8 protein-coding genes are annotated in these 13,876 nt (G+C 68.4%); 6 read left to right on the plus strand and 2 right to left on the minus strand.

Features of this window, described 5'->3' with window-relative positions; translation table 11 throughout:
- Positions 1-349 precede the first annotated feature (349 nt).
- Positions 350-1,612 carry an NAD(P)/FAD-dependent oxidoreductase gene (locus ACFU95_RS43745; RefSeq protein ID WP_383840936.1) on the minus strand — a complete coding sequence of 421 codons (1,263 nt, stop codon included), beginning with the start codon at positions 1,610-1,612 and terminating at the stop codon, positions 350-352.
- Between the two features lie 391 nt (positions 1,613-2,003).
- Entirely contained in the window at positions 2,004-2,948 is a 945-nt protein-coding gene (locus tag ACFU95_RS43750) for an RNA polymerase sigma-70 factor (protein WP_383840939.1), read from the minus strand.
- A 274-nt stretch (positions 2,949-3,222) separates the two neighbouring features.
- Here ACFU95_RS43750 and ACFU95_RS43755 point away from each other — a divergent pair, with 274 nt between their 5' ends.
- From ACFU95_RS43755 to ACFU95_RS43780, 6 genes are all read left to right on the plus strand, one after another.
- Entirely contained in the window at positions 3,223-4,773 is a 1,551-nt protein-coding gene (locus ACFU95_RS43755; protein ID WP_383840942.1) for a TIGR02677 family protein, read from the plus strand.
- Positions 4,770-6,050: a TIGR02678 family protein gene (locus tag ACFU95_RS43760; protein WP_383840945.1), complete on the plus strand. Its 1,281-nt coding sequence runs from the start codon at positions 4,770-4,772 to the stop codon at positions 6,048-6,050. The genes ACFU95_RS43755 and ACFU95_RS43760 overlap by 4 nt, the downstream gene beginning before the upstream one ends.
- Complete coding sequence (locus tag ACFU95_RS43765) at positions 6,034-10,305, plus strand: TIGR02680 family protein (protein ID WP_383840948.1); 4,272 nt, start codon at positions 6,034-6,036, stop codon at positions 10,303-10,305. The genes ACFU95_RS43760 and ACFU95_RS43765 overlap by 17 nt, the downstream gene beginning before the upstream one ends.
- A gap of 1 nt (position 10,306) precedes the next feature.
- Positions 10,307-11,575, plus strand: a complete 1,269-nt coding sequence (locus ACFU95_RS43770) for a Wadjet anti-phage system protein JetD domain-containing protein (RefSeq protein WP_383840951.1) — start codon at positions 10,307-10,309, stop codon at positions 11,573-11,575.
- Positions 11,576-11,979: 404 nt separating this feature from the next.
- A complete protein-coding gene (locus tag ACFU95_RS43775; protein ID WP_383840954.1) occupies positions 11,980-12,363 on the plus strand; it encodes a hypothetical protein in 384 nt (127 codons plus the stop codon).
- Positions 12,353-13,873, plus strand: coding sequence for a caspase family protein (locus ACFU95_RS43780; RefSeq protein WP_383840958.1), 1,521 nt, complete (start codon positions 12,353-12,355; stop codon positions 13,871-13,873). The genes ACFU95_RS43775 and ACFU95_RS43780 overlap by 11 nt, the downstream gene beginning before the upstream one ends.
- Positions 13,874-13,876 lie beyond the last annotated feature (3 nt).

Genomic DNA, 13,876 nt, shown 5'->3' on the forward strand with positions numbered 1-13,876 from the left:
CCACCCCCCGGGTCATGGTCGACAGGGGGCAAAAGTCATGCCGGGCCAGAAGGCCGGGAGCCCCAAGATCGGGGCCGTCTAGAAGGTAACGGGGCATGACGGGCCCGGAGGCCGCTGGCCGTCTTGCCGGACCGCGAAGGACGCAACGGTGGGCGGGCTGCGTCTTGGGGTTCTTCGTGGTCTGTGGTGGGTGAGGGGCCTCGTTGCACGTTGTGTGGGGTTCTTTGCTGGTGCTGTGTCTGCGTGGTCTCGCTGGAGGGGGCGGGGCGGGGCCCTCGTGTTGAGGGCCTTGTTCCGTTGTGCGGGTCGGGTCGGGTCGGGTCGCGCCGTGCGGGTTGTGTTGTGTGGTTCAGGCTGCGGTTTCGACTGCTGTGTCGGCTTGCTTTGTCGGGTTCCCTGCGTCGATCTGGCCTGTTTGTCGCGTCTGGTCTGTCTGGTTTGTCTGCAGTGCTGGCTCTACGGTTCGGCGGCGGCGGGCGGGCATGCCGGCGGTGGGGTGGGCGACGGTCCAGGCGGCGCCCTTGCAGATGATTTCTTTGTAGAGGGCGGCGAGGCGGCCGGTGAGTGCTGTGGGGAGGGTCTGGTCGTCGGCGGTGACGAACTGGATCAGGCCTTCCTTGCGGCCGAGTGAGATGCACTGCTGGAAGTAGCGGATCGTAGTCTTCGGGAGCTTTGTGGCGGTGAGGCGGGCCGCGATGGTGTCGGCGGCCTGCCACGCGGTGGGGACGCCGGAGGCGCACGACATCCGCAGCGGCTTGTTGCCGGGGCCTGCTGCGAGGGCGGCGTCGCCGATGGCGTAGATGTCGGGGTGGGAGAGTGAGCGCATGGTCGCGTCGACCACGATCTGGCCGGTGCCGGAGGTGCGCAGTGTGCTGGCCTGTGCGATGGGGTGGACGGCGAAGCCGGTGGCCCAGACGGTGACCGCGGCCGGGACGGGCGTGCGGTCGGTCAGGACGCGGTCGGCCTCGACGGCGGTGACGGCGGTGTGTTCGTGGACGGTGATGCCTCGCTGGGCGAAGACTTTGTGCAGGTGGCTTTGGCCCTTGTCGGAGAGCCAGTCGCCGAGGCTGCCGCGGGCGACGAGGGCGATGTCCAGGTCGGGGTGCATCTCGGCGAGTTCGGTTGCGGCTTCGAGGCCGGTGAGTCCGCCGCCGACGACGACCACGGGCTGTCCCGCCTCGAGCCGGGTGAGGCGTTCGCGCAGGCGGAGTGCTCCGGGGCGGCTGGAGATTTCGTGGCCGTGTTCGGTGGCGCCTGGGACGCTCTGGGGGTTCCAGCCGCTGCCGAGGGCGTAGACGAGGGTGTCGTAGTGCAGTTCCTGCTGGCCGGTGGCGTGGGGGTCGGTGACGGTGACGGTCTTGCGGTCGGCGTCGAGGCCGGTGACCTGGGCGAGTTTCACCTCGACGCCGGTGCCGGCGAACATCTTCTCGAGGGGGCGGGGGGTGAGTTCCTGGCCGGCGGCGAGCTGGTGCATCCGGACGCGTTCGACGAAGTCGGGCTCGGCGTTGACGAGGGTGATGGCGACGTCTGCGCGGTGCAGCCGCCTGGCGAGGCGCCCGGCGGCGGTGGCTCCGGTGTAGCCGGCTCCGAGGACGATGATGCGGTGCTGCATTTCCTGCTCCTGTCTGCGCGGGCGGAAGGGGGCTTGCCGTTGCTCGGTGACGCCTCTTGAACCGGGCAGCCCGCGTTTTCCTGACAGGAACAGGATGTGAAGCAGGTCACATCCTCGCCGGGAGGTGTGACTCCGTCCGCCGAACGGCGAGGGGCGTCGCAAGGGCGAAGCGGGTCACACCTTGGCTGGGGGGCCCGGTCCGTCGAAGGGGGAGGGGTGTCGCGAGGGAGAAGCGGGTCGTGCTCTGGCTGGTGTGTGACCCGGGTCTGTCGGAGAAGTGAGGGGTGTCGCGAAGGCGAGGCAGGCCACACCTCGCCCGGGAGGCGTGACCTGGGTTTGTCGGATGGTGAGGAGGGTGGGGGGTGTGGCGGGGCTGGTGGGTGGTCTCGCGTCAGAAGGCGTGGAACAGGGGTTGTGCGTGTTCGGTGGCGGCCCATGTCTGGGTGGCGCGTTGGAGTTTGTCGGGGTTGACCTGGCTGCGGAACGCGAGGATGCCCTCTGCGGTGATCTCCAGGCAGATGATCCCGACGACCCGGCCGTCGACGACTGCCAGGACTGCGGGGCCGCCGTTGGCGGTTGCGATGTGGATCTCGGGTGAGCCACCGACCAGGGCCTGTTTGGCCGGGGCGGGTTTGAACAGGCCGCGCATGAACCTGGCGACTGCGAGTGCACCTTCGAATGCCCTGGCGCGGGCGGGGACCTTTCCGCCGCCGTCGCCGACCGCGATGGCGTCGGCGGTGAGGAGCTTGACCAGTGGTTCAGTCTTGCCGCTGGTGGCTGCCGCGAGGAATTCCTCGACGATGCGCCGGGCTGCCGTCTGGTCGATCTCGGTGCGGGCCTTGCCCACCGTGACGTGCTTCTTCGCGCGGTGGAAGGTCTGCTGGCTGGCGGTCTCGCTGACGTCGAGGATCTCGGCGATTTCCCGGTGCGGGTAGTCGAAGGCCTCTTTGAGCACGTAGACGGCCCGTTCGCTGGGGGAGAGGCGTTCGAGGAGGGTGAGGACGGCGTAGGAGAGGGATTCGCGCTGTTCGGCGGTGTCGGCCGGGCCGAGCATCGTATCGCCGGCGAGGAGGGGTTCGGGCAGCCACTGGCCCACGTAGGTTTCCCGGCGTGCGCGGGCCGAGGTGAGCTGGTTGAGGCACAGGTTGGTCAGGACCTTCGTCAGCCAGGCCTCGGGCACCTGGATCCGGCCGGTGTCAGCTGTCTGCCAGCGCAGGAACGTGTCCTGTACGGCGTCCTCAGCCTCGCTGGCCGAGCCGAGGAGGCGGTAGGCGATCGCCTCCAGGCGGGGCCTCGTCGCCTCGAACCGGTCCACGTCGTGCGTCGTCAGGGCCATGCCCCGGATCCTAGCCAGAGGCCAGGCGCATCGGCTGCCTCGCGCTCGCTCCCGAAAGCGCTGCTCTGCCCTTCTCGAAACTCCTGCGGAACGCCTGGCGTTCGGCCGGGGTGTTGCCCGCCCTGTCCGGCGGTGCGGGCGCCTGGTGTGTTGCGGACACCGCCGGCGTCACTCGGCCGGTGGCCGCGATGGAGGGCTCACTGTGTGGGCGGGGTTTGCGGGTGCAGCGGCATCATGGCCGGGGGCCGGGGGCCGGGGGGCGGGTGTAGCGCACGTGGCCGCATTCGGCGGGCGTATGAAGATCGTGGCCTACCTCAACCAGGAGAAGACGCTGTTCTATCGCGTGGTCCTGGATGTGTTGCTGGAGGAGGAGGCGCGACTCGGCGTCCACCTCAGCACGGCGCAGATCAGGCAACGGGTCCAGGAAAGGCTCGCGAGCGAACCGGACCTGCTGGAGGCTCTTCCGGCCGTCGAGGGCCTGCTCAAAGACCTGTGCGGCTGGCGGAATGTGGACTGGATCCACAACACCCGGCACACCACGACGCCTGAGGAGTACCTTGAGCGGGACTACCTGTACCAGCTGACCTCCGCCGGCGCCCGGGTTCACCGCGAGATGACCCGGATCGACGAGGACATGTCTGACGCCGGCTCACTGCAGGCCTCGATGCTTCCGGAGATCCTTTCGTCCCTTGCGGCACTGTTGCGGGCCGTGCGAGAGGAGGACGGCGATCTCAGTGGCGCCCTTGGCGCCTTCCGGCGCACGACGGAGGGATTCGCGCGGTTGTCGGAGGACGCGAAGCTCTTCGTCCAGGGCCTCAACGGCTCATTGGCTTCGGAGGAGATCCGGGACCCCGAGGTATTCATCGCCTACAAGAACGTCGTGGTGGGATATCTGCAGTCCTTCACGGTCGTCCTGCACCAGAGCGCTGCTCCGATCGCGAAGCTGATCAATCAGTTGGAGCGGGCGGGGCTCTTGGCCCGGCTCACAGAGATGGCGGCGCTCGAGGCCGCGCCCGTCCTGGGTGTCAGCCACGAGGAGGTTGTCGCCCGTGAGGCGCAACGGATGCGGGAGCTGTGGGAAGGCCTGCGCCGCTGGTTCGTGGCCGCCGAAGACCGTCCCCCGATCGCCGAACTGCTGCTCGACCGAGCCTCCGATGCGATCGCCTTCATCGTCATGACCGTCGGGCACATCAACGACCAGCGGTTCCGGCGAGCGAGTCGGACAGCCGACCTGGTGACCCTGGCCAGCTGGTTCGACGGATTCGACAGCACCGGCGACGGGCGCGAGACCACCGCGTTGTGGCGTACGGCCTTCGGCTCCTACTCGTCCCGGCACCTGGGCCATCCCGGTCCGTCCGAGGACGACTTCGATGTGCGACCCGAGGTCGGCTGGTGGCAGAGTGAGCCGGCGCCGGTGTCGGCGGAGCTGCGCTCACGTGGGTCTCGGGCACACACGGGGCCCCCGCCGCGAGTCCGCGACCCGCGACGCGCCAAAAGTCTTCTGGCTGTCCGGCAGAAGCAGGAACACGCGACGACGGAAGCTGCGGAGCAATCCCTGGCGAGCAGAGGACCCGTGCGACTGTCGGAGCTCGGCCAGCTGGATGCCGCCGAGGCGGAGGTCTTCCTGACCTGTCTGGGTCTCGTACTGTCGGCGCGGACACAACGCGGAGGCATTCGGCGCACGCGTACTCCTGACGGCCGCCTGCTGATCACGCTGGGGCCCGCGACGGAGGGCGCGGCCGCCGCCGTGGAGCTGCGGGGCGGAGCGCTGAGCACCCGGGACTTCGAGTTGACCCTGCTGGTGGAGGAGCGTGGGCGACGGTGAACGGTTGGACGGGGCAGGAGGGACACGAACGCCGTGAGGTCGTTCGCGCTCTGCTGCACACACCCGTGCTGCGGCGCGAGGGCCGAAACCGGCGGCTGGTGGATCAGGCCCGTCGGCACGGGGACGAACTGCGTGCCTGGTTCGACCGGCAGCTGGGGTGGCCGCTGGTGGTCGAGCGCGACCTGATACGGCTGCTCAAAATTCCCGAGGATCCCGGGCGTCATCCTGATCCGAGCGTCCCCACGCCGAGGCAGGGCGCACTGTACTGCCTGCTGTTGGTCGTCCTGCTCGACTGCGGTGGGCAGACCGTGATCAGCGAGCTGGCCGACCGCGTGACCGCGCTCACCACCGCGCACCGCGGTCTGCGCAGGTTCGACGCCACCTCGACGCGGGAGCGCCGCGATCTGGTCGCGGCGCTCCGGCTCCTTGCTGGGAGCGGCGTGCTGCGGTCTCCCCGGGAGGCGGGTGTCACGGCCGACTCCGAACAGGCCTATATCGCGGGACGCGGCAACGCCATCTACGACGTCGACCACCGTTTGGCCGCTTCCGCCGTGGTCTGCCCGGTCCCACCCAGCCAGGCCGACGGCCCGGATTCGCTGCTGCGCGTCACCGAAGGGGACCCCGGGCACGGGGCCAGGACCGACACCGAGCTTCGGCAGGCGCTCATGCGTCGTCTGGTCGACGACCCGGTCGTCCACATGGAGGACCTGCCGTCAGACCAACGTGACTACCTGGTGGTTCACCGGGAGGAACTGGCGGCGGAACTCGTCCTCGGACTCGACACCCGGGTGGAGGTGCGGGCCGAGGGCCTCGCGATCGTCGACTCCCGCTTCTCCGACATCGAGTTCCCCGCTGCCAGCGCTGTCTCGGTGGCGGCGCTGGCTCTGGCCGACCTGCTGGCCGGGGAGGCCGTCCCAGGGCAGGCGGGCAGCTTCGTCGTCGGGCACGACCGTCTCGTCGAGCTGGTGGGCCTGGTCGCGGCGCAGATCCGCCGCGTCGTACCGAACATCGAGCGCAAGCCCGTGGACGGTGCCGTCGTGCTGAGGTATTCCGTGCCCGTGTTGACGCAGTTCGGACTCGTCGACCCTCATGAGGACGGTGTATTCGTCCGTCCCGCCCTCGCCCGCTACCGCGACCCTTCCGGACGAGGGGTGCGTGTGACGGGGGAGGCCTTGCTTCTCTTCGGCCCAGATTTAGACACGCCGGCCAGCCGGAGCAGGTCGGAAACCGCTCGCTCCTCGACTCCGGAAGGTCACCCCGATGGCATCGCCGACTGACCGAACGCCGACCCCCGCGCTGCAGCGCATACTCGACGCAGAGCTGCCGCTGCCGGAACGGGAGCGGTTCCAGCAGTTGCGTCTGGGCCTCATCGGTATGTGGGAGTACGAGGAGCAGGAGTTCGTCTCCTACCGCAACGGGCTGATCCTGCGCGGGCGGAACGGGGCAGGGAAGACCAAGGTCATGGAGGTCACCAGCCCGCTGCTGCTTGACGCGCAGCTCAGTGCTCGGAGGCTGGACCCGTTCGGTTCGACCGCTCGCCCGATGCGGGACAACCTGCTGCATCGAGGGCGCGGCCATCGCGTCGGGTACACCTGGTGCGAGTACGGGCGCGTCACCGAGGACGGCGGCTACGAGTTCATCACCATCGGTATGGGGATGAAGGGCAGCACATCCGTCAAGGGAGGGGTGCACAAGCCCTGGTTCTTCGTCACCACCAAGCGTGTCGGCCAGGATTTCAGCCTGCTGAACGAGCAGCGGCAGCCACACCTGCGCAAGCAACTGGCGCTCAGGCTCGGCCCCGACGAAGTTTTCGAGGACCGGCGCGCATACCGAACCGCTGTCGCGGAGCGCCTGTTCGGCTTCGGTCTCGGAAAGCTGGCCGCCTTGGTGGAACTCCTGCTGGTCCTGCGCAAGCCGAAGCTGAGCGAGAACTTCAACGGCGAGCGACTCAGCCGGATGCTGAGTAACGGACTGCCGCCGGTCAGCACGGGGTTGCTGAACGACCTGGCCGTCCGCTTCGACCAGTTGGCCCGTGACCGAGTCGACCTGGAGCGGCAGGAGCGACATCAACTGGGCATGTCCACCTTCCTGTCGGTGTACTCCCGCTATGCGCGCCGGTGGACCAAGAGCATCGCGGAGGGGTTGGCCGAGGCAAATTCTCAGCTCACCGAGGCACGACAGAGAAGCAAGAACGCCGCCGACAAGGCAGACCTGATCGGGAAGGCGCTGAAGGAGAGACAGGAGGAGCGGCGGCGCTTCCTCGCCGAGCGCGAGACGCTGCGGATCGCCGTCGACGCACTTCGTACCGACCCGCTGATGGATCAGCATGAACTCCTCACCCGACTTCAGGAGCAGGCCGAGGAGGCGGAAGCGAAGCTTCCTGGCCTCCGACAGCGTCTGGAGGCGGCGGCGTCCGCCACGACAGAGGCCGAAGGCGCGGCCGCCAAGCAGACCCGGCTTCTCGAAAGAGCCGCCGAAGTACTGCTGAAGGCCGAGGACCAAGCCCTGAAGAGGGCGGCCAGGACCCGCATCGGGGATGCCCACATCGAGCTCGCCGCAGCTGTCCGAGAGGACCCCGAGCAGGTGGAGACCACGCTCTTGGGGCACGTGGAAGCCCGTGCGAACGTTCTCCGGCGCGCGGTCGTCCTGGCCGAGGCCACGCAGAGCGCCAAGACCGCACGCGATCAAGCGGACGAAGCCCTCCAGAAGTCGTTGGCGCTGCGTGGGACGGCCAAGCGGGCCATGGACGAAGGCGAGAAGCAACTCGGAGAGCGGATAGCCGAGTTGCGAGTCAAGCTCGTCGACTGGAGCGAGCGGTGCCAGGAACTACGGCTGAGTGACGTCGAACTGGGTGGGCTCCAGTCACTGGCGAAGACCTTCGGCCTTCAGGGCGCCACCACCCTCTCCCATGAGGTCACTCGCCTCGCCCGTCCCCGAGGCGACCTGCTCGCTCGGCAGTCGTCCGACCTGGCCACGGAACTCTGTACTGTCCAGGAGGAAAGGGACAGGACGGCCGCGATTCGGCTGCGCGTCGCCGAGGAGAAGGATCCCCGGCCGGAGGCCCCGACGCACGAGCGGCGGGATCGCAGCGCGGCCGCCGACGGTGCTCCGTTGTGGCGGCTGCTCGACTTCGCACCGGACATCGACGACCGGGCCCGGGCGGGCCTGGAGGCGGCCCTGCTCGGTTCGGGGGTACTGGACGCATGGGTCACCCCTGAGGGAGGCCTGCTGGACGGCAGCACTCTCGACAGTCTCCTGCCCGCTGACCGGGAGCCTGTCCTCGGTCGATCCCTCAAGGATGTTCTGCATGCGGTCAACCACGAGAGGGTCCCGTCGAAGGTGACCACGAGCATTCTCGCCGCCATCGCGCTCGCTCGCGCGAACTCGGAGCATCCGCAGGGTGATTGGGTTTCGATCGACGGCTCCTGGCGGATCGGCCCGGTCCACGGCCGTACCACGGCGACGCAGGCCGCGTACATCGGCGCCGCCGCCCGTCATGCCGAGCGCCTGCGACGGCTGCGGGCACTGGACGATCAGCTCGTCGAACTGGACGGCCGGATCGTGGAGACCAACAAGCGGCAGCAGCGCCTCAGCGAGCGGCAGGACGACCTGCGGGCGGAGTGCGACGAGGTCACCGACTTCGACCAGCCGCTCCGGGACTGTCAGGTAGCCCTGTCGACGGCCAGAGGCGTGTTCGAAGCGCACGACGCACAGAGCCAACTCGACAAGGCCGCGCTGGACGAGAGCGAGACCTTTTGGAAGGAGGCACGCGCGGAGCTTGAGCGCTACGCCAGGCAGCGCTCGACCGACACTCGGCTGGAAGCGCTCGCTACGGAGCAACAGGCTCTCAACGAATACGGGTCCAGCCTTGGCGACCTCTTCCGTCAGGTGGGGAGCTGGCTGGCCCGGACCGAGCAGTGCACCGGCGCCGCCGCGCTGCTGGCCGCTTGTCGCGACCATCAGAAACTGGCCGGGACCGACCTCGACAACGCCGAGAGCGATGCTGCAAAGAAGCGCCGACAGCACGATGCGCGGCGGAGCGTTGTCGGAGCGGATGTCGACGACGTGTTGAAGAGACTCGCCGCTGCCCAGGCAGGCCTCGCGAAGAACCTCGCCATGGAGGACGAGAGCCGGGAAGCCGTCGAGGCCGCGATCGAGCAGGCCGCTCTGGCCAAATCGGCGTGCGAACGGGCCCGCGACGTTGTCGAGCAGCGAGAGCAGGTCCTGGTCGAGCGGGGCGGACAGTACCGGGAACTCGACCGGCTCGGATTCCTCGCGCTGGTCTCCGCTGAAGAGTCGCGCGCGGACGCTCTCGACGCTGTCGCCGCAGCACGGGCCTTGATCCGGCAGCTCGTCGACGATCCCTCCGATCCAAGCGCCCTCGACCAGGCACGCGACGAGGTGGACCGCGCCCGCCAGGACCTGGAAGGCGTGCTGGCGGGCCCGGACTGGAAGGTACGGGCCGGCAACGAGAACCGGCTCGTCGCTGTTCGTCTGTTCCACAACGGTCAGCACCTCACTGTCGCGCAAGGGCTCGCGATCGTGGAGCGGGAGGTCCGCGAACGGAACCGTCTGCTCGACGCGACCGAACACGACCTGTTCACGGAGGTCCTCCTCGGACAGGTGGGCGACCATCTGCGCCGCCGCCGCGCGCGGGCCAAGAAGCTCATCGAAGAGATGAACAGACTCCTCGGACTGCGCCGCACGGCCTCGGGCCACGTCATGCGCCTGGTCTGGGAGCCGGACCCCGACAAGGGCGAAGAGACCCGAGAGGCACTGGCGACCCTGGACCGGCAGGCCAGCCGGTTCCTGCCCGACGAGGCCCGCGAGCATTTGATCGCTTTCCTCGGCCGACAGATAGCCGTGGCGAGGGAGGCGGAGGGCGGAGTGGACTGGAAGAGCCACCTGCGCATCGCCCTCGACTACCGGACCTGGAGCAGGATCCGCGTCCAGTACAAGACCGGCCCGCAGGAGAGATGGACCGACATCGACTCCGGCATGCACGGCAAAGGATCCGGGGGCGAGAAGGCCGTCATGCTGCAGCTCCCCCTCTTCGCCGCCGCCGCGGCCCACTACGCCGGAGCCGCGCGGACCGCACCGCGCCCGGTGTACCTGGACGAGGCGTTCGCCGGCATCGACGCCGAGATGCGGGGCGAGTGCATGGGACTGCTCGTCCAACTCGACCTGGACTTCGTCATGGCGAGTCACGACGAATGGGGCTTCTACGAAGAGGTCCCCGGCGTGGCGACCTACCAGCTGTTCCGCGACCCGCAGACGGAGGGAGTCCTCACCACCCCCATCATCTGGGACGGGGCCGAGCGGCACCTCATGCTTGATCCGGCACTGCTCGGCGGCAGCGGCGTCGACTTCGACGCCGACGACCAGCTGGACGACGACGAGGCGGACGACGACACCGAGGGCGAGGATCTGGACGACGAGCCCGAGACGGAGGAGGAGTTCGAGGACTCGGACGAGGACGTCATCACCCACGGCCGGATCGGAGGGCTGCTGGATGACTTGGACCTCGACTGACGTGGGAAACCCCGTCATCCTCCACCCCGATCTCGCGCAGTGGGCGGACAGCCCGGGAGGGGCCCTGTTCTGCGCCCGGGTGCGCGGGCACATCGCCAATGGTGGAAAGCTGAACCGCCGCCTCAACATGGGGATGACAGACCGTGAACGCGCCGATCTCATAGACCTGTTCGGTGACGCCGTCAGCGCGACGGGAGTCCAGCTCGCACGCGCCGACGCAGTGCTGCGCGGCAGTCGGCACAGCCTGCCCCTCCGGATGCTGATCATCGGTGCCGGCGGACCGATGCGCACGAAGCGCGGCCAGGCCCGGTACCGGGCCATCGTCAAACGCGATCGCCTGATGCGGGAACGTGCCGAGACCCTGGCCGCCATCGCCGACGTCTCGGAACTGGCCGCGGAACACGCGCTGCTCGCGTCACTGCCGGACGACAACAGGCGCGTGCCTCCCGAGGGTTCACGTGCCGAAACTCCTCACTGGGTCACGTACTGCGCCGCACTGCGGGCGGCAGCCGAATGGTTCCGCACCGCGAGCCGCGACTGGAAGTGCAGCGAGCGTGAACTGGCGGCACTGGCACTGGGCGGAACCAAGTCGTGGACCGATGCCTCCAAGGCCGCCTTCTCCAACCTCGTCGGCCTCCCTTTCGGCGAGGCCGTCCACACCAGTGACACGGGCCTGAGGATGACCGGTCCCGCCGAATGGCACCGGCAAGGCCTGGTGGCGGACCTGGCCCTCGCCGAACCCTTCATCGAGCTACCCGGCTGGGCGGTCACGAGAGACGGCCGGTTCGACCTCCAGGCCTGTGGTGTCTTCCTCATCGAGAACCAGGAGACTTTCGAAGCGGTCGCCTCGCGTACCAGCGTTCCCAGGAACTGGCTCTGCGTCTGGACCGAAGGATTCGCGTCTGGAGCACTGGTGCACTTCCTGGGTAGTCGCGTACCCGAGTCGCTGCCGATCGCGGCCTGGGGGGATCTCGACCCGCCGGGCATCGACATCATTCTCGACCTCTCGGAAAAGAGCGGCCGTGACATCCAGCCGATCGCGATGGACGCGGAGCTGTACCGGCGCGGGCGCAAACTAGTGGAGGAACCGTCGCAGCTCGAAAAGTGGCTAAACGAGGCGAAGCAGCAGGCCGACACCGTCCCGAGTCACTTCAAGGGCCTGGTGGCCGCCATGATCGATCACGGAGGGCTTCGCTGCGAACAGGAAGGCCTACACGAACAGGTCCTGCCGTATCTGCACAGCCGGTTGGCCGAACTGAAACCGTTCTGAGCAGGATCGGATCGTAGATGGCTTCGCCGAGGCGTTCTCGTACGTCGGGCCCTTGACGCCCCACAGTCGGCCTCCGGTAGCCCTGCTCACTTCTGCGTGCCCGAGCCGGCGGGGTGGGACGGTCGTGAGCCGTAGAGCCAGCGCGCATCGCGCTGCGACTCAACTTGGTGAGTCTTCCGATCCACTGCGGACGGGACTGCCTCCGGCCGAGCGGGCCGAGCCTCCGGCACCCTCACCGAGCGGAGCACGCGGCCTGAGAGGACCCCGAACGTGGGCCAGATGCCGCCTCCGGCACGGGCTCGCCCGCTGGGCCGGAGCAGGATCACCGCACCGCGTAAGGTATCTGATCCACCGCTTGGGAATGGCCAGGCGGGTCAGCCATGCGTAGGGGGCAGGGACAGGCGATGCAGGGCACCCGGAACATCAGGACGACGGACCTCCGGATCAAGGTCGACTCGGCCGACGCCGTCGACGACTATCTTGCTCTGGCGGGGTGGTTCCGCCATGAGCGTGCCCTCCACGGCCAGGTTCACTTGGTCCCGGCCGCCCCTGCCGGGGGCGAACTCGGCACCGCTTTCGAACTCCTCACCGTTTCCCTCGGCTCCGGCGGTGTAGCCACAGTACTGGCCGGCTCCCTCGCCACCTGGCTGCAGAACCGCCGCACTCCGACCAAGGTGCGTATCACGATCACCCGAGGCGACCGCACCCTGGAACTTGAGACCGGTGATGCCGCCGAGGCCGAAGCGCTGATCCGGCGCCTCCTGGGCGACGACACCGATGGAGTCTGACGACACTGCCGTCCTCATCGGCGTCTCGCGGTACCAAGATCCCTCCCTGCCCGATGTGCCTGCGGCACTCAACAGCCTCCACGCAATGCATCGGCTGCTCACCGATCCCGACCTGGGCGGCTGGTCCGAGGAACGGGTGTTCGTGCTGGAGGACCCCGTCGGCGCCGCCGAGTCGGCGCTGCGGCTTCATCGCCTGGCCGAAGAGACCACAGGCACGCTGCTGCTCTATTTCGTCGGCCACGGGACCGTCACCAGGACCGGCGAGCTCTGTCTCGCCACCGGTGACACCCAGATCCGCTACCCCGATCTGACCGGCCTGGAGTACGACAAGGTCCGCGGCGCCCTGCTCGAGTCGCCGGCCCAGGTGAAGCTGGCGATCCTCGACTGCTGCTACGCGGGCCGGGCGATCCGCGGCCTGGCCGGCTCCGAGAAGGACCATCTCGCCGAGGTCACCGATATTCACGGCGTCTACACGCTCACGGCGGCCGACCGTACCGCCCACGTGCCGCCGGATCAGACGGCCGCCTGCACCTCCTTCACCGGAGTCTTCCTCGACGTCGTCCGAGAGGGCATCCCCGGCGCCCCGCGGGTGCTCGCGCTCAGCGACATCTACCCCGAACTCAAACGCGCCCTCAAGACACGTGGTCTCCCCGAGCCCAACCAACGCGGGACGGACACCGTCAAGGCCTACCCCTTCAGCCGTAACGTCGCGTACGCCGGCGGCGAAGGTTTCCGGCTCGTTCCCCAGGAGCGTGTGGACTTCTTCTTCAAGATCCTCGCAGCGCAGCCACGCCACGCCCTCACGGCCGTCAATCTTGAGAACCTGTCGGACTGGCCCGGCGTCTACCTCCTCCACCAAGGTCGCAACGACGCACCGGAGATCGTCTATGTGGGGAAGGGTGATCGCTCGATCGCCGCCCGCCTCAGAGACCACCTGCGGAAGATCGACGGACGCTGTCACCTCGACCTCGACGAGTTCTCCTTCAACTACCTCAAGCTGGACGACGACCTCGACTATGTGGCACCGGAACGCCTCATGATCAGTCGCCTGCACGACCAAGGGCTCAGCCCCGCCTGGAACCACAACGGATTCGGCAACCGGGACTCCGGACGAATGAGAGACACGATCCGGATCGACAGCGGCAACTTCGACGCGCTCTACCCGATCGACCTGACCCGCCCCCTTCGCACCGACGGCCCGGCCCTCGATCTGACAGCCCACGAGCTGGCCCTCCACCTCAAGACCGAACTGCCCTACGTCTTCCGTTTCGAGCACCGAAGGGACGCCCTCGACAGCACACGGCTCACCGTCCCGGAAGGCCCTCTGCCCGCCGACCGTGCCTTCCGCCTGCTGGCCGCCGCGCTGGGCGACCAATGGCAGATCAGCGCCCTGATGGGCCGAGTCCTGATGTATCTGGAACAGAGGAGGCGCTATCCCAGCGCCGTTCGCTACTACGCCGGAGAAGAGGTGTCGGACGTCATACCCGACTGCCACACCCTGACGCCTTGACAG

The organism is Streptomyces sp. NPDC057623 (assembly GCF_042800355.1).
Taxonomy (GTDB): Bacteria; Actinomycetota; Actinomycetes; order Streptomycetales; family Streptomycetaceae; genus Streptomyces.

What these genes read in the sequence shown, in the direction of transcription:
- ACFU95_RS43750 (WP_383840939.1), bottom strand. Translation starts at nt 2,948, where the DNA reads ATGGCCCTGACGACGCACGACGTGGACCGGTTCGAGGCGACGAGGCCC.
- ACFU95_RS43780 (WP_383840958.1), top strand. Translation starts at nt 12,353, where the DNA reads ATGGAGTCTGACGACACTGCCGTCCTCATCGGCGTCTCGCGGTACCAA.
- ACFU95_RS43765 (WP_383840948.1), top strand. Translation starts at nt 6,034, where the DNA reads ATGGCATCGCCGACTGACCGAACGCCGACCCCCGCGCTGCAGCGCATA.
- ACFU95_RS43775 (WP_383840954.1), top strand. Translation starts at nt 11,980, where the DNA reads ATGCAGGGCACCCGGAACATCAGGACGACGGACCTCCGGATCAAGGTC.
- ACFU95_RS43745 (WP_383840936.1), bottom strand. Translation starts at nt 1,612, where the DNA reads ATGCAGCACCGCATCATCGTCCTCGGAGCCGGCTACACCGGAGCCACC.